Genomic DNA, 15,961 nt, shown 5'->3' with positions numbered 1-15,961 from the left:
AAAAGATCGCCTGCTATCCGCTATAGTAACCGGGATAGTCAGCGATCTTTTTGTGCTTATGGACCCGCCCTCTCAGCCGAAGCTACGTGTTTCTCCGGTATTTCCCGCCAACCTCGTAAAGAGCTTGCGTGATTTGCCCCAAGCTGGCGACCTTGACGGTTTCCATCAATTCGGCGAAGCTGTTTCCCCCTTCCAGCACCGTCATCTGCAGCTTCGCCAACGCGGCGGGACTCTCCTCCCGGTGGGCGGCTTGAAACGCCCGCAGGTTCCGGATTTGTCCCTCCTTCTCCTCCCGGGTCGCGCGCGCGACCGGGATCTGGTCTCCCGCCCCTGCTGCCGCGCTCGGATTCAGAAACGTATTCACGCCGACGATCGGAAGCTCGCCGCTATGTTTTCTCATCTCGTAGAGCATGGATTCGTCCTGGATTTTACCCCGCGGGTACTGGAATTCCATCGCGCCAAGCACGCCGCCGCGCTCGTCGAGCCTCTCCAGCTCCTGCAATACGGCGTCCTCCACCCGATCCGTCAACTCCTCTACGAAGAACGAGCCTTGCAGCAGGTTCTCGTTCTTGAGCAGGCCGAGCTCCCGGGTCAGGATCAATTGGATCGCCATCGCCCGCCGGACCGACTCCTCGGTCGGCGTCGTGATCGCTTCGTCGTAGGCGTTCGTGTGCAGCGAATTGCAATTGTCCAGCAGGGCCATGAGCGCTTGGAGCGTCGTCCGGATGTCGTTAAATTGGATTTCTTGAGCGTGCAGCGATCTGCCTGAGGTTTGAACGTGGTATTTCAGCTTCTGGCTGCGTTCTCCCGCGCCGTATCGGTGCTTTAGGACCGTGGCCCATATTCTTCTCGCGACTCTGCCGATCACCGCGTACTCCGGATCGAGCCCGTTGCTGAAGAAGAAAGACAGGTTCGGGGCGAAATCGTCGACCGCGATGCCGCGGGACAAGTAATATTCGACGTAGGTGAAAGCGTTCGCCAGCGTGAAGGCCAGCTGCGTGACGGGGTTTGCTCCGGCTTCGGCGATATGGTAACCGGAGATGGATACGGAGTAATAGTGCCGAATGCCGTGGTCGCGGAAATATTCCTGGATGTCGCCCATCATCCGCAACGCGAAATCGGTGGAGAAGATGCAGGTGTTCTGCCCTTGGTCTTCCTTCAAAATGTCGGCTTGCACGGTACCGCGAACCTTGCGCTGCGTCTCGGCGCGGATCGTCGCCGCTTCTTCCCGCGTCGGAGCTCTCCCGCGTTGCCGGGCGAACTTCTCCAGTTGTCCGTCGATCGCAACGTTCATATACATGGCCAGTAGGATCGGTGCCGGTCCGTTGATCGTCATTGATACCGACGTCATCGGATCGCACAGATCGAAGCCGGAGTATAGCTTCTTCATGTCGTCCAGCGTGCAGACGCTGACGCCGCTCTCTCCGATTTTCCCGAAAATGTCCGGTCTCTCGTCCGGATCCGCGCCGTACAGCGTGACCGAATCGAAAGCGGTACTGAGCCGCTTGGCCGAATCGTTCTTCGACAGGTAACGGAATCTCGCGTTCGTCCGCTCCGGCGCTCCTTCTCCGGCAAACTGGCGTTTCGGCTCCTCGTCCGTCCGTTTGAACGGGAAAACGCCCGCCGTGAACGGAAACGCACCCGGTACGTTCTCACGCCTTATCCAGTTCACGAGGTCGCCCCAATCCGCGAACGGCGGAAGGCTGACTTTCGGGATTTCCAGGCCCGACAGGCTTGCCGTGCGGGGTTCGGCGTAACGGTTTCTAAGCTCCGTCCAGCCCGCAAGCGCTTCCCGCATCGTCTCGTGCAGCTCGTTCTCGTATTTTTCCTTGAGCCGATTGAGCGCTTCGACGTGTTCGGAATCCCCCTGCTCTTGCCGGAGCGCGTCGATGGCGCCCGTGACCCGGTACAGGACGCTCGCACGCTGCGCTTGTTGATGAGTGATAGACCGATACTCCCGAACCGTATGCACGATTTCCCCCAAATAGCGGGACCTGGCCGCGGGAATGATGACTTCCCGCCGGGTACGGGAAACGGCCTTGAAATCAGGCAGCGGCCACTTCAGGCCAAGCTTCCGATTCAGCACGTCGATCAATGCCGCAAACAGCGCGTCCACGCCTTCGTCGTTGAACCGGCTGGCCGCCGTCGCGTAAACGGGCATCGTTTCCCAGGCACGGTCCATCAAGCCGCGGTTTCTCTGGTATTGCTTCTTCACGTCGCGCAACGCGTCTGCCGAGCCGCGCCGGTCCGACTTGTTGACCGCGATCAGGTCGGCATGGTCGAGCATCTCGATTTTCTCGAGCTGAGACGGCGCGCCGAAATCGCTCGTCATCACGTAAAGCGACACGTCGGAGATCCGAAGGATCTGATAGTCTCCTTGTCCGATACCGCTCGTTTCCAGCAAAATCAAGTCGCAACCCGATTGTTTAACGACATTAATAACGTTCCGAATGGTTGTCGGCACCTCACGGCCGGACCCTCGAGTCGCCAGGCTGCGCATGAACACGCGATCGGAATGGACGGCGTTCATCCGGATGCGGTCGCCGAGCAGGGCGCCTCCGGTTCGATGCCGGGTCGGATCGACCGACAGCACCGCAATCGTCCGTTGCGGTTCGTGCCGCAGGAACCTTCGCACCAGCTCGTCGGTGAGCGAGCTTTTGCCGGAGCCGCCGGTGCCGGTAATGCCGACGACAGGGCATCTCACGGCAAGATCCGTTGCAGCTGCAGAGCCGTCCGGATCGGATTCGACGGATTCGACGGATTCGACCCGGTTTTCCGCCAACGTGATCGCTTTGGCCAGTCGGCGCGGGTGCGAGCGATCGACCGGACCGGCAGCGGGATCGAACCCATCCACGGTCGAATAATCGCATGCCCGGAGCATGACGTCGATCATGCCTTGAAGGCCGATTTCCCTGCCGTCGTGCGGAGAGAAAATTCTGGCGACGCCGTACCCGTGAAGCGCGGCAATCTCCGACGGGAGTATCACGCCCCCTCCTCCCCCGAACACGCGGATTTCCGAAGCGCCCTGTGCTTTAAGGGAATCGATCAAATAGCGGAAAAATTCCATATGGCCGCCTTGATAAGAGGAGACTGCGATGCCCTGCACGTCTTCTTGGATCGCGGCCCGCACCACTTCGTCGACGGAGCGGTTGTGTCCAAGGTGTATGACTTCCGCGCCGCTTGCTTGCAGCAGCCTTCGAATCATTTGAATGGATACGTCATGTCCGTCGAACAAAGCCGAAGCGGTGACGAAACGAACCGGTTGCAGAGGCCGATACCGGTTATCCGCCGCCGTCATCGGACGCCTTCCTCTCCCGCGTCCGCCAGCAGCCAACGGGAAATGACGATGCGCTGGATTTCGTTCGTCCCCTCATAGATCTGCGTAACCTTGGCATCCCGCATATAACGCTCGACCGGGAACTCCTTCGTATACCCGTATCCGCCGAAAATTTGCACCGCTTCCACCGTCGACTCCAAGGCCGTGTCGGAAGCGTACAGTTTCGCCATCGCGGACTCTTTCCCGTGCGGGAGCCCCCGGCTTTCCCGCCATGCCGCCTGATAGGTTAACAGCCGGGCCCCTTCGATCCTCGTCGCCATATCGGCCAGCTTAAACGCGATCGCCTGATGCTTCGTGATCGGCTTGCCGAACTGGATCCTCTTCTGCGCGTACGCGAGCGAGGCGTCGAGCGCCGCTTGGGCGATGCCGACGGCTTGCGCCGCGATGCCGATACGTCCGCCGGCCAAGAGAGCCAGCGCGATGGCAAAGCCTTCCCCTTCGCTCCCAAGACGGTTCTCCATGGGAACGCGGCAGTCCGCGAAAACCAGCTCCCCCGTAGGAGACGAACGGATGCCCATTTTGCGCTCCTTCTTGCCGAAGGAGAAACCGGGTGCCCCTTTTTCCACGACAAACGCGCTGCAGCCATCGCGGCCTTTCCCCGGATCCGTCAAAGCGAATACGACGTAGAGGTCCGCTTCTCCGGCGCTGGTCACGAACATTTTGGACCCGTTCAGCACATAGGCATCGCCTTCCGATATCGCCGTCATCCGCATGGAGCCGGCATCCGAACCGGAGCCGCTCTCCGTGAGCGCGAAAGCGCCCAGAATACGCCCTTCCGCCATCGGCCGCAGATATCGCCGTTTCTGCTCTTCGGTGCCGAACCGATAGATCGCCCCTCCTGCCAGCGAAACGTGGACGGACAGCGTCACGCCAATGGAGGCGTCCGCGCGGCAGATTTCCTCCAGCACGAGAATATAGGTCGTAAAATCGGCTCCCGATCCGCCGAGCGCTTCCGGCCAAGGAATACCGGTCAGCCCCAGCGTCCCCAACGCATCGAAGAGCGACCGGTCGAACCGCTCCTCCTCGTCGCGGACGGCCGCGGTCGGCGAGATTTCCCGTTCGGCGAATTCCCTCACCATGGAGCGGATCATCCGCTGCTCTTCCGTCAAGGCGAAATCCATCAAGTCGATCATCCTCCCGCCTGTGGATTACGAGCAATCGGGCTAACGCAAAGGCAAAGGCTTCACCGAGGATCAGCGAAGCCTTTGGTTCGTCCTATGCGGCTTTTACTTGCAGAGATAGATCCATGTCGTTCGCTAGCAGTATACGCCGTCTCCGACTTGGCTTATGATTCCTTCGTACTTCATGTCTCCGCTCGGTTCTCGTATGCAATAAAGCCCGCGATTCACGCGGGCTCGGCGCGGCGGGCGCCGCCAAGCTTGAAAACGACGATTCCGAATGCGATCACCAGGACGCCGACCGGCTGCTTCCACGAAAAAGGGACTTTTTCCAGTCCGAGCCATCCAAGAGAATCCCACAGCAACGCGAATCCGATCTGCGAGATCAGCATGATGGAGACAGCGTACGTCGGGTCGAGCCGTTTGATTCCCTGCACCAAACACACGACCACCCCAACGCCGATCAAGCCGCTGAACCAGTACCACGTCTGCATATCCTGCAACGCAAACAGCCGCTTCCCTTCCGCGAGAAAACCGATCGACAACGAAGCCAGAAACCCCAGGCCCAGGACGAGTGCGGTCGTCGGCCAAGTTCCCGCCCGTTCGTTCACCTTGCTGTTGAAAATATTTTGCAAACCGACCAGCGCACCTGCGACAACCGCCATGAATAGTCCAACGATCATGCCTGTCTGTTCCTCCTCATATTTTGAGAATCAACACGCCGGCGATCATGATCCCGATGCCGAGGAACTGCGGCAGCCCCATCTTGCGTTTGGCAGCGCCGAACCATCCGTTGCCGTCGATCAGGAATGTCAGACCCAGCTGGGCGATCAGCAGAGCCGCGACCGACAGGGTCACTCCGATATGGTGGATCGCCGTGACGTTGCCGAAAATGATGACGGCCGCGAAAGCACCTCCGGACAAATAGAGGGGCTTGACTTGCTTCAAACGCGGCCACTCCGCGTTCCGTACGAAAATCAGGATCAACAGGGCCGCCGCGAAGCCGGTAAACTGCGTCAACGTGGCCGCCTGCCAGGTCCCGATGTCTCGGCTGATCCGGGCATTCGCCACACCTTGCAGCGTGATGAAAGCTCCTGCCAACAAAGCGTATAGAATTCCTTTCACTTCCGATCTCCCCCGTTCCGTTCTCTCCCCATTAAAATCGAAACGCGGAGTTGTCGAAAGGACAGATGTCCTATTCGAGTTGAGCAGCGCCACTGACGGCAAAACCTGACCGCGCGACCGTGTATTCGGACCTTTCTTGTACATTTTCTCGATCATGAGCGGACCTCGTTAGGGCTAGCCCTAACGAGCTATAGTGACGGTGCTGCAAAACAGGTACGATCAAGATGATCACGATCAGAGGAGGTTGAAGATCATGTACAAGCGGATCATGGGCGGCCTCATCGTCGCGGCCGCGCTTTTGGGGATCGGCATTCTGTTCGAGCTCCCGCCCAAGGAAAAACAGACGGAGGCGCCTAAGCCCGTGGAAGTCACGATTCCCGATACGCCGGCAGACGCCGAAGCGGCCAAAGTCGTCTACCGGGAGAACTGTCTATCTTGCCACGGAACGGACCTCCAAGGCAAAATCGGCCCTGCCCTCGATCGCGTCGGAGCCGAGATGACGAAGGAACAGATCTACCGGCAGATCGTCGTTGGCGGCGGCGGCATGCCCACGTTCGAGAAGCGTCTGACCAAGGAACAGCTGATCAACTTGACGAACTGGCTAGCCGCGATGAAATGACGGTTCCCCCGGGATCTCCTTCGGGAAGTATCCCCGTTCGAAAGCATAACGGGCAAGCTGAACCCGGTTATCCAAGTGAAGCTTGTTCAAAATGTTTTTGAGATGGTTTTTGACCGTATGCTCCGATATTCCGAGTTTGTCCGCGATTTCCTTGTTGAGCGCCCCCTTCGACACCCAGGACAGGATCTCCTGCTCCCGGGGGGTCAGAGGGATCTTCGATTCCCGGAGTCGGTCGCCGGAAGAAAATTCTTTCAGAAGCCTGAAGGCCAATTCCCTCGACATAGGAGATTCGTCCAGCGCGACTGCGCGCAAATATTCCAGCCAGCTGCCCGGATTCAAGTTTTTGAGCAGATAACCTTGCGCCCCTTTCTTCAACGCTTCGAACAAATCCGCGATGTCGTCCGATACCGTCACCATCACGATTTTCATGGAAGGGAACTTCGATTTGATGATTTGGGCCGCCGTTAGACCGTTCATTTCTTTCATGTCGATGTCCATCAAGACCAATTCAGGCATCCATCGCTCCGCCAATTCGATCGCTTCCCGGCCGCCGCTCGCTTCCGCGACCGTCTCGAACAGCGGATCTCCCCGCAGGATCTCCCGAATGCCTTGGCGGGCATGCTCATGATCATCCGCGATCAGCACGCGTACGGGCTGCGTCATCCGGGATCCCTCCTTTCGTGCACCACGCCGTCTGCATTTTCATGATTCAGTGTATCAATCGCTCACTTAGGAAACATGACTCGAAAGAGTCAATCTCCTGAACATTCCGTTGCGACAATAAGAAAAGAGCCGCACTCCTGCGGCTCTTGCACGGAGTACGGCTCGGATGGATTAAAAGTTGAAATACCGTTTCGCGTTGCCGTAACAGATCGCCTGGACGAGGGTGCCAAGCGCTTCGGCATCGTCAGGCGCCTCGCCGTTTTCCACCCATTCGCCCAGCAGGTTGCACAGGATCCGCCGGAAATACTCGTGCCTCGTATAGGACAGAAAGCTGCGCGAATCGGTCAGCATGCCGACGAACCGGCTCAGCAGGCCCATGTTCGCAAGCGACTTCAGTTGGGCGAGCATCCCGTCTTTCGTATCGTTGAACCACCACGCGGAGCCCAACTGGATTTTACCCGGAATGCCGTCCCCTTGGAAACTGCCGATGATGGAAGCGAGCAGATCGTTGTCTCTCGCGTTCAGCGAATAAACGATCGTGCGGGGCAGCCGGCCGCCGCGGTCCATGGCATCCAGCAGCTTCACGAGCGGAACGGCGACCGGACTGTCGCCGATGGAATCGAAGCCGGTATCCGGACCGAGAAGTCCGTACATCCTCCGGTTGTTGTTGCGGTGGGCGTTGATGTGGTACTGCATGGCCCAATCCAGCTCCGCGTACAACTCCCCTAACCAGAGCAGCGTATACGTCTTGTACTTCTGCTCTTCCTCCAAGCTAACCGGCTGGCCCTGCAGCGCTTTCGCGAAAATCGCCGCCGCTTCCGACCGGGTCGTCTCCATATAGGGCACGTAATCCAGCGCGTGGTCGGAAACCCGTCCGCCGACCGCGTGGAAGAAACGTGCCCTCGCTTCCAACGCCGCCAGCAGGCCCTCGTAATCGCGAATGGGGGTTTGCGCCGCGGATTCCAGCTTCCGCACGAACGGCAGGAACGTCTCCCGGTTCAGCTCCAAATATTTGTCCGGCCGGAACGAAGGCAGCACCCGGAAACCCAAGCCCTCCTTTTCCCGTAACGCCTCGTGGTGCTCCAGCGAGTCGGAGGGATCGTCCGTCGTGCAGATGACCTCGACTCCCGACCGGCGGATGAAATCCCAAGCCGCGTACCCTTCTCCCTGCAGCTTGGCGTTCGCTTGCTCCCAGATCGATTTCGCGTTCCGCTCGTTCACCAGCTCGTCGATGCCGAACAACCGCCTGAGCTCCAGGTGCGACCAATGGTAGAGCGGATTGCCGATCGTCATCGGCACGGTCCCGGCCCAGGCGAGGAACCGGTCTTCATCTCCGACTCCTTCTCCGCCCGTGACGAGCTTCTCCACGACTCCGTTCGCCCGCATCGCCCGCCATTTGTAATGATCGCCGTACAGCCACGCTTCGGTCAGGTTGCGGAACCTCCGGTTCTCCCGAATCTCCTTCGGATCCAGGTGGCAGTGGTAATCGATAATCGGCATCGTCTTCGCGTAATCATGATAGAGCTTTCGCGCCGTACCGTTCGACAGCAGAAAATCTTCGTCCATGAAAGGTTTCATCCGTCAGCCCTCCTCCTATCAATCGAATTTTACCAAATCGTCTACCTTGACGGCCATACCGGTTCGGATCGACCGATTCGCCGCGATGCCGGTGAGGATCGACCGCGCGCCGTCGACGTGATTCGCTGCACGACGATAAGGGTCAGGGGCCGGCGTTCCGAAAATATCGTTCAGCAGCACGGGATCACCGCCGCCGTGTCCGCCCTGTCCTTCCTCGACTTCGATTTCATAGGGGGGCTTCCAGTGCGGGAACAGGACGATACGCTTGTCCTTGAGCGCGCCTTCCAGCGATTTATCTCCGCCCGAGTTGACGTACGATTGCTCCACGACCGTCATCTCCAACCGTCCCTTGTTCCCGTTGAAGGCGATCCGGTAACCTTCCCAAGGCATGTAGGCATTCAAGGAATAAGTCAGGATCGCATTGTTCTTGTACCGGACGAGCACGCCCATCGTATCCTCGATCGTAATGCCGTCTCCGAAGACGCTCTGGTCCCTCCGGTACCCGTCCTCGTGTTCGGCATCGAGGTACATCGCTTTCAAATGCTCGTTCCGGTCCAGATGCAGGGCGAAGGGATCGTCTTGCGCTGCCGGATTGCCCGTCGCGCGATCGTAGAATCGCGTCTCTCCTCGCTTCTCCGCGTTTTCCCGTCCGTAGAACAGCAAGTCTCCGTAAGCGAACACTTCGTCCGGCTGCGAGCCGATCCAGAAGTTGACGAGATCGAAATGGTGCGTGGATTTGTGGACGAGCAATCCGCCGCTGTTCCGCTTGTCGCGGTGCCACCTGCGGAAATAATCCGCGCCATGCATCGTATTGAGCAGCCATTCGAAATGAACCGAATGGACTTGCCCGATCGCGCCGTTCATGATCAATTCCCTGGCTTTCGTATGGTGGGGAGCATAGCGGTAATTGAACGTCACCCGGACCTGGCGTCCCGTCCGGCGGACCGCATCCAGGATTTCCTGGCATTTCTTCTCGTCAACCGTCATCGGCTTCTCCGTGATCGCGTCGCAGCCGAGTTCCATCGCTCTAATGATATACGTGTGATGAGTCCGGTCCACGCTGGTCACGATGACGGCGTCCGGTTTCTCCAGCTCGATCATCCGGTCAAACTGGTCCGGCGCATACAGGTTCACGCTCGGGTATCCGTACTTCTCCGTCAACCGTTTGTTCGCATACTCCATGCGGGTCCGGTTGATATCGCAAAACGCCGTCAAAACAGCCGTTTCCTTGAACTGCGTCGCGATCGCGGAGTAGAAAAACTCCGCCCTTCCCCCCGTGCCTACCAATACGTACCGTTTTGGCTTCAAGACGATTCCACCTCTCCGGTTCTCTGATCGCTTCTAGATTACCGCAAGATCGCAGAAGTTTCGCGGTTATTTTTGTCATTTAATCCCGTAACCCCGCTTTTCTTGCTATGATGGAGATGAGGTGACCGCCCTGTGAGCGAAATCCGAGAGCACGTCCTAATCGGAAGCGACGGCTCGTCCTTCTTCGTCGAATTCATCCGAAGGACCGAGCGGTTCACGATGAGGGAAGATCATTTCCATGCGCAATACGAACTCTATTATCTCTTCTCCGGTGAGAGAAATTATTTCATCCGCGACCGGACGTATTCCGTCCATGCCGGGGATCTCGTCTTCATTCCGAAAAACGAGCTGCACCGAACGTCAGAGGCGTCTGAGCCGGCTCACGAACGCATGGTTATTAATTTCACCGACGATTTCCTGATGGCCATTGGGGGCGAATTTGCCGAATGGTTGCTCCGTCCCTTCCGGGCAGCGAATCCCGTGCTCAAGCCGAAAGCGCATGCGGCAACGTTCGAGAGGCTGTTTACGGAGATGTTGGACGAAATGAGAGAGCGTCCGGAAGGCCACGAATTTCGGCTCCGGCATCTGTTTGCCGAGGTGCTGCTTCTCTCCGCCAGGCTATCCGGCGTTCAACAACCGGCGTCCGTCCCTGCGGGTTCGCCGGGCCGCGAGAAAATGTCGGAGATCGCAGCCTACATCCGCCAGCATTACGCCGAGGATCTGAGCCTCGGCTTCTTGGCCGAGCGGTTCCACTTCAGCCCGTATTACTTGAGCCGTACGTTCAAATCCGTTACCGGCTTCTCGTTAACCGAATACATCCAGTCCGTCCGCGTCCGGCAAGCCCAGAAGCTGCTCAAGGAAACGGACTGGTCCGTGACGGATGTGGCCCTGCGGTCCGGCTTCGACAACTTCTCCCATTTCGGCAAAGTATTCAAGCGGATCGCCCGTCTCACACCCCGCGATTATCGGAAACTCGCGGGCAAGGAGAACGGACGCGGATCCTGACAACCTTCAGACCGGACAAAAAAAACCGCGCCGGAGGAGACTCCGAAGACGGCGGCACATTAGGCTGGCGTTTCCGTCCATTTCCGAGTGTAGGGATGGCGTTCCGGAGAGAAAAGGTCGCCGGCGGCAAACTGATCGATCAATTGTCCGTCCTTCAATACCGCAATGCGGTCGCTCATGAAGCGGACTGCCGCGATGTCATGGGAAATGAACAAATACGATATTCCGAGTTCTTCTTTCAGTTCTTTAAGCAAATTCAGAATTTGCGCTTGCACCGATACGTCAAGGCTTGAAGTAGGCTCATCGCATACGAGAAGTTTGGGCTCCAGGCTGAGCCCGCGCGCGATCGCTACCCTCTGTTTCTGTCCGCCGCTGAGCTGATCGGGATATCGGTCCAGGAGTTCGGAGCCGAGTCCGACACGATCGAGCAGAGCGGCTGCGAGTTCTCTTTGGCCTCCGCTCACGTTCGTCAAAAACTTGGGCTCGACGTCCGGAAAATTTTCAAGCGGTTCGACAACCGACTTCCAAATTCTCAGGCGCGGATTCAGCGAAGCGGCGGGATCCTGAAAGACGACCTGCACATGTTTGCGGGAATGACGCAAAGCCTTTCCCTTTAAACGATGCACGGCTTGCCCGCTCACGAAGATTTCCCCGCTGTCGGGCTTGTCCAAACCAAGAATAAGCCGGGTAATCGTGCTTTTCCCGCTGCCGCTTTCCCCAACCAAACCGAGACACTCGCCTGCGCCTATTTGAAAAGACACCTCTCTAAGCACTTTTACGCTATCGCCATACGACTTCCCGATCTTGATCACTTCGAGCAACGGCGGCAATCGAATCTCCTCCTTCCGGATCAGCGAAGAGGCAAGCCGACGAATGATCGTCTGCTCGAACCCCCGATGCGGGCATATGCACGCATGCTTCCTTTCGATAGGGGCATCTCGGAGCGAAAGGACAACCCTGATCGGCGACCGCTCCCGGCTCTCCCGGAATCGCTGCAAGTCGGTCCGGCATGAACCCGTCTAATGGGGGCCTGGCCTTCAACAGCATTTTCGTATAGGGATGAAGCGGATTGCGGCGGACGCTGGCGGTCGGGCCGCTCTCCATCAGATGACCTCCATACATGACGGACATTCGGTCCGTCCGTTTCAGCACGCTGGTCAAATCATGGGAGATGAGCAGAACCGCGCATTCGGTTTTCTTTTGCAAGCCGGACAGCAAATCGAGAATTTGTTCTGCCGTAAGCACATCAAGCGCCGTCGTAGGTTCATCCGCAATGATTAGAGACGGCTTCATCATGAGCGAAGCTGCAAGGGATGTCCGCTGCAGCTGCCCTCCGCTCAGTTGGAAGGGGTAACTGTCGAATACCCGTTGAGCCGGCAGCTTGACCCGCTCAAGCCACTCGCACGATATTTCTCTCGCTTCACGGGATGACATTTTTTCATGGGCTTGCAGAGCCTCCGTCAATTGTTTCCCGATTTTGCGAAACGGCGCGAAGCTTCCTTGATCGTTTTGGAAGATGCAGGCCATTTCGCGTCCGCGAAGCCTTCGTTTGGCTTTTTCCGGCAACCGGTGAATGGCTTTTCCGTTCAGCAGAATTTCACCCTCCGTGATCCCAAGCGATCCCGGGAGCAAACCGAGTACGGCCGATGCCGTGATGCTTTTGCCGCTCCCGCTTTCTCCGACGAGGCCGTGCATTTCCCCGGGATACAGCGTCAGGTTGATGCCTTGAACCAAATGTCTGATCCAACTACCGGAATGGGCCCGCAATGCGACCGACAATCCGGATATTTGCAATACCGGATTCTTGATCATCCTGGATTTCCTCTCCATCGTTCCTTAAGGTCCAACACATTGCGCAACCCGTCTCCGATCAAATTAAAAGCAAGAACGACGAGCATGATGGCGGCACCCGGGTAAAGCATAAGCTCCGGAGCGGTCTGGAAATAAGGCCTTCCGTCATTCAGCATCGCTCCCCATTCCGGAGCGGGAGGCTGGGCGCCAAGTCCAAGATAGGATAAAGAGGAGATCGTCAAGATCACCTTGCCGACGTCGAATGCGGCAAGCACCATGACGGGGGATACCGCCTGGGGGAGCAGATGACGGAATAGAAGCTTGAAGGTGCGGGCCCCTCCTACTCTTGCTGCCAGAATATATTCTTTTTCCCGTTCGGCCATGACGACGCCCCGGACAACACGGGCGTAGCCAATCCACTTCACGAGCACGACGGACAGCATCAGATTCATGAGGCTCGGTCCCAAGAATCCCGCAACGGCAATGGCGAGAATAAATTCCGGAAGCGCGAGCAGTCCGTCTACCAGGCGCATAAATAAGGCGTCGATTCTTCCTCCGGCATATCCGCACAGCAGCCCCATCGGAATGCCGATCACCATCACTGTCATGAGGACCATCGCGGTAATGCCGAGGGTCGTTCGCGCTCCTGAGATGAGTCGTGAAAAAATACACCGTCCCATGTGGTCCGTACCGAGAGGGTATTCCAAGCTTGGAGATTTCAATCGTTCCGCCATATTCACGGCCAGGGGGTCATTCGCGGCAAGCAGCCATCCCGATAGCGCGAGAAGCATAAACACGAACAGCAGCGAGATGCCGATCAACAGAAGCGGGTTCGCGGACAACCAAACGTACCTTCCGTTACGGGCCGGCCTAAGCACGGCTTTTTTTATCGCAGCGTTCATGCGGACTCCCCTTTCCCGAACCGGATTCTCGGATCGATCGCCCGGTAAGAAAGGTCGACAATCAGGTTGATCATCACGACGACCGCGCCGGTGAATAGAACGTATCCTTGTATGACCGGATAATCCCTTCCGAAAATGGCGTCCATCACCATATTGCCGAGGCCCGGCCAGGAGAATAGGGTTTCCACCACGACGGCCCCTCCGAGCAGGTACCCGATGCTCATGCCGAACATCGTGACGACCGGAAGCAGTGCCGCCCGGAACGCATATCGGGTAAGGATCACCCGCTCCGAAACCCCTCTTGCCCTGGCTGCTCGGATATAATGCTGCGACAGGCTTTCCAACAGACCGTTTCGGAGCAGCCGGGCATAGACGGCGGCCAAGGAAAATCCGAGGGTGAAGCAAGGAAGAACCATGTGGAAGAAGCCTCCCTTGCCCATGGACGGGAATAGCTGAAGCTTGTAGGAAAATCCGTAAATGAGCAGCAAGCCGAGCCAGAAGCCCGGTACGGAGGCGCCGATCAGCGCGAGCGCCCGTCCGAGATGATCCGGCCATCTTCCCGGCATCAGCGCTGCCGCCGTTCCGAGAGGAACGGTAATGAGCAGCATCACGAGGAGAGCGCCTCCTGTCAGTTGCGCCGTGATCGGAAGCCGGGATGCCATCACATCAAGAACCGGTTTGCCCGTCAAATAAGATTTTCCAAGGTCAAGCTGCATAACCCCGGCCATCCATTCCCCGTACTGGACGACAATCGGCAGATCAAAGCCAAGCTCCTTCCGGAGTTTGGCTTCGTCCGCCTGCGTGGTTAAAAACTCGTCGGTCCGCAAAAGCGATCTCACGGGGTCCCCCGGAGCCAGCTTCATCATCGTGAACGTCGCCGCGGAAAGCAGAAACAACACGAAAATGAGCTGAAACAGACGTTTTCCAAGGATAATGACCATCTTATTGGACATCCATCGTATGATTCAGGATGTAAAATTCTTCACGACCCGGGACCCATCCGGTAATGCGCGAATTCACTCCGACGACCAAATTCGGGAAAACCGCATAGCTGTGGGGAATTTCCCGGTTGATAACGGCCGCGGCCTCCTTCGTCAATTGAACTCGCTGAGAAGAATCGTTCGTCTTGTTCAACTGCTTGACGATTTCGTTCAACGAAGCGATGTGGATATGACCATGATTCAAGGAGCCTTCGGGAACAAACGCGCTGTTGAGAAAATAGCCGCCGTCTCCGCGGGGAGCGGTAAGATTGCTGTATGTCGCCAGATCCCAATCCTTGTTCTCTTGTAAATACACGTCGGCATTATCCACCAACTTGATCGTAATCGTCACGCCGGCCTTGGCCGCATCGGATTGCATCAGTTGGGCGATCAGAGGCAGTTCCGGACGTGCTTTATACGTAATGAGTTCCAACTCCAATGGCTTGCCGTCTTTCATCATTTTGCCGTCCGCGCCTTCCACGTAACCCGCCTCTTTCAGCAGCGCTTTCGCTTTGGGCGCATCAGGTATCGGGACCGGTTCCTGGCTGCCGAACGGCAATTTGTCGTTGAAGGGGCCGTTCGCCGGAGATCCGTTGCCGAGCAGGATATCCCGGGCGATGCTTTCCCGATTGAGCAAGCGGTTCAGAGCGGTTCGAACCTTGATATCCTGCAGCAACGGCTTTTGCTGGTTATACAGGATATAATGAACCCGCAGCCCGGAAATCGATTGGATCTTTAATGCTTCGTCCCGCTTGATCGCTTCGATGCTTTCCGCCGGTATCCCGTAAACGATATCCGCTTCCTTCGATTGCAGGGCGATCGCGCGCACGTTTCCGTCTTCGTTGAATTTGACCGCGGCCTCATTCAGTTTCGGAATTCCGCCCCAATAGCCATCGAACCGTACGAGGCGCACTTCCGCATTCGGAGTAAAGCTTGTGACTTGAAAGGGTCCCGTGCCGACAGGCGCACGGTTGAATTCCTCTTTCCCCATCTTCTTCTCCGCCTCTGCGTTCACGACGGACGCATAAGGACTGACGAGCTCGGACGGTAATGACGGGTGCGGCTCCGTTGTCCGAATCGTAAGCGTCTGCCCGTCTGCCTCCATGGAAGAGATCTTGAGCGCGCCGGCCAATGTTTTGCTGACGGCCAAACCTCGCTGGAAAGAAGACTTCACGGCAGCCGCATCAAGCTTCGCCCCGTCATGAAAATGAACTCCGTCACGGATCGTAAAGCTCCAGGTCTTCTCGTCTTTCGCTTCCCATTTCGTTGCCAGCCACCCTTGCAGGTTCAATTGATCGTCCAGTTTGACGAGCGTTTCGGTTACGCCCGAGCGAAGCGGCGTGTAGTCATTATTGGGATCCAAGCTGGCCGATTTGAACGGCAGTATTAACGTCACTTTTTTGGTTTCACTTTCCGCCCCTTGTTTCGTGCCTGCGGAACAACCCGCCGCCATGGCGAATACTCCTGCGATCAGAAGCGCGAAAATAGGGGATTGAATTCGACGATAGAACATGGATTCGCTCCTTCCTATGCCG

14 protein-coding genes are annotated in these 15,961 nt (G+C 57.5%); 2 read left to right on the top strand and 12 right to left on the bottom strand.

All coding sequences use genetic code 11. The annotated features are described in order from the left end of the window. Positions 1–82 precede the first annotated feature (82 nt). The 4 genes from icmF to GE107_RS10025 form a co-directional block, all read right to left on the bottom strand. Positions 83–3,298, bottom strand: a complete 3,216-nt coding sequence (icmF, locus tag GE107_RS10040) for a fused isobutyryl-CoA mutase/GTPase IcmF (RefSeq protein ID WP_219639550.1) — start codon at positions 3,296–3,298, stop codon at positions 83–85. Then, positions 3,295–4,458 carry an acyl-CoA dehydrogenase gene (locus GE107_RS10035; RefSeq protein ID WP_219639819.1) on the bottom strand — a complete coding sequence of 388 codons (1,164 nt, stop codon included), beginning with the start codon at positions 4,456–4,458 and terminating at the stop codon, positions 3,295–3,297. Before GE107_RS10035 ends, icmF begins: the two co-directional genes overlap by 4 nt. Positions 4,459–4,682: 224 nt before the next feature. Further along, on the bottom strand, positions 4,683–5,138 hold the full coding sequence (locus tag GE107_RS10030) for a DMT family transporter (RefSeq protein WP_219639549.1): 456 nt from the start codon (positions 5,136–5,138) through the stop codon (positions 4,683–4,685). A gap of 16 nt (positions 5,139–5,154) precedes the next feature. Continuing rightward, positions 5,155–5,580: a DMT family transporter gene (locus GE107_RS10025; RefSeq protein ID WP_219639548.1), complete on the bottom strand. Its 426-nt coding sequence runs from the start codon at positions 5,578–5,580 to the stop codon at positions 5,155–5,157. 253 nt (positions 5,581–5,833) lie between these two features. Between GE107_RS10025 and GE107_RS10020 the strand changes: the two genes are divergently transcribed. After that, positions 5,834–6,199 (top strand): c-type cytochrome, encoded by a 366-nt coding sequence (locus GE107_RS10020; protein ID WP_219639547.1) that lies wholly within the window; start codon positions 5,834–5,836, stop codon positions 6,197–6,199. Here the strand turns inward: GE107_RS10020 and GE107_RS10015 are convergent. The 3 genes from GE107_RS10015 to GE107_RS10005 all read right to left on the bottom strand — a co-directional run bounded on the left by GE107_RS10015 (position 6,182) and on the right by GE107_RS10005 (position 9,748). Further along, entirely contained in the window at positions 6,182–6,862 is a 681-nt protein-coding gene (locus GE107_RS10015; RefSeq protein ID WP_219639546.1) for a response regulator, read from the bottom strand. The genes GE107_RS10020 and GE107_RS10015 overlap by 18 nt on opposite strands. Before the next feature lie 171 nt (positions 6,863–7,033). After that, complete coding sequence (gene uxaC / locus GE107_RS10010) at positions 7,034–8,440, bottom strand: glucuronate isomerase (protein WP_219639545.1); 1,407 nt, start codon at positions 8,438–8,440, stop codon at positions 7,034–7,036. Positions 8,441–8,458: 18 nt separating this feature from the next. Next, positions 8,459–9,748: a Gfo/Idh/MocA family protein gene (locus GE107_RS10005; protein WP_219639544.1), complete on the bottom strand. Its 1,290-nt coding sequence runs from the start codon at positions 9,746–9,748 to the stop codon at positions 8,459–8,461. 132 nt (positions 9,749–9,880) lie between these two features. On the opposite strand from GE107_RS10005, the gene GE107_RS10000 reads away from it, so the two are divergent. Continuing rightward, positions 9,881–10,753: an AraC family transcriptional regulator gene (locus GE107_RS10000; RefSeq protein ID WP_219639543.1), complete on the top strand. Its 873-nt coding sequence runs from the start codon at positions 9,881–9,883 to the stop codon at positions 10,751–10,753. A gap of 59 nt (positions 10,754–10,812) precedes the next feature. Here GE107_RS10000 and GE107_RS09995 read toward each other — a convergent pair whose 3' ends face one another. From GE107_RS09995 to nikA, 5 genes are read right to left on the bottom strand one after another with little or no spacing between them, the layout of a single operon-like run. After that, positions 10,813–11,583, bottom strand: coding sequence for an ABC transporter ATP-binding protein (locus GE107_RS09995; RefSeq protein WP_255570366.1), 771 nt, complete (start codon positions 11,581–11,583; stop codon positions 10,813–10,815). Next, positions 11,534–12,565, bottom strand: a complete 1,032-nt coding sequence (locus tag GE107_RS09990; protein ID WP_219639542.1) for an ABC transporter ATP-binding protein — start codon at positions 12,563–12,565, stop codon at positions 11,534–11,536. The genes GE107_RS09995 and GE107_RS09990 overlap by 50 nt, the downstream gene beginning before the upstream one ends. Continuing rightward, positions 12,562–13,446: a nickel transporter permease gene (gene nikC, locus GE107_RS09985; RefSeq protein ID WP_219639541.1), complete on the bottom strand. Its 885-nt coding sequence runs from the start codon at positions 13,444–13,446 to the stop codon at positions 12,562–12,564. Before nikC ends, GE107_RS09990 begins: the two co-directional genes overlap by 4 nt. Then, a complete protein-coding gene (gene nikB / locus GE107_RS09980; protein ID WP_219639540.1) occupies positions 13,443–14,387 on the bottom strand; it encodes a nickel ABC transporter permease in 945 nt (314 codons plus the stop codon). The genes nikC and nikB overlap by 4 nt, the downstream gene beginning before the upstream one ends. Position 14,388: 1 nt before the next feature. Continuing rightward, positions 14,389–15,939, bottom strand: coding sequence for a nickel ABC transporter substrate-binding protein (gene nikA, locus GE107_RS09975; protein WP_219639539.1), 1,551 nt, complete (start codon positions 15,937–15,939; stop codon positions 14,389–14,391). Between the last annotated feature and the right edge of the window lie 22 nt (positions 15,940–15,961).

The organism is Cohnella sp. CFH 77786, from assembly GCF_019400745.1.
Classification (GTDB): domain Bacteria; phylum Bacillota; class Bacilli; order Paenibacillales; family Paenibacillaceae; genus Cohnella.
This window is presented reverse-complemented; position numbering and strand designations above follow the sequence as displayed.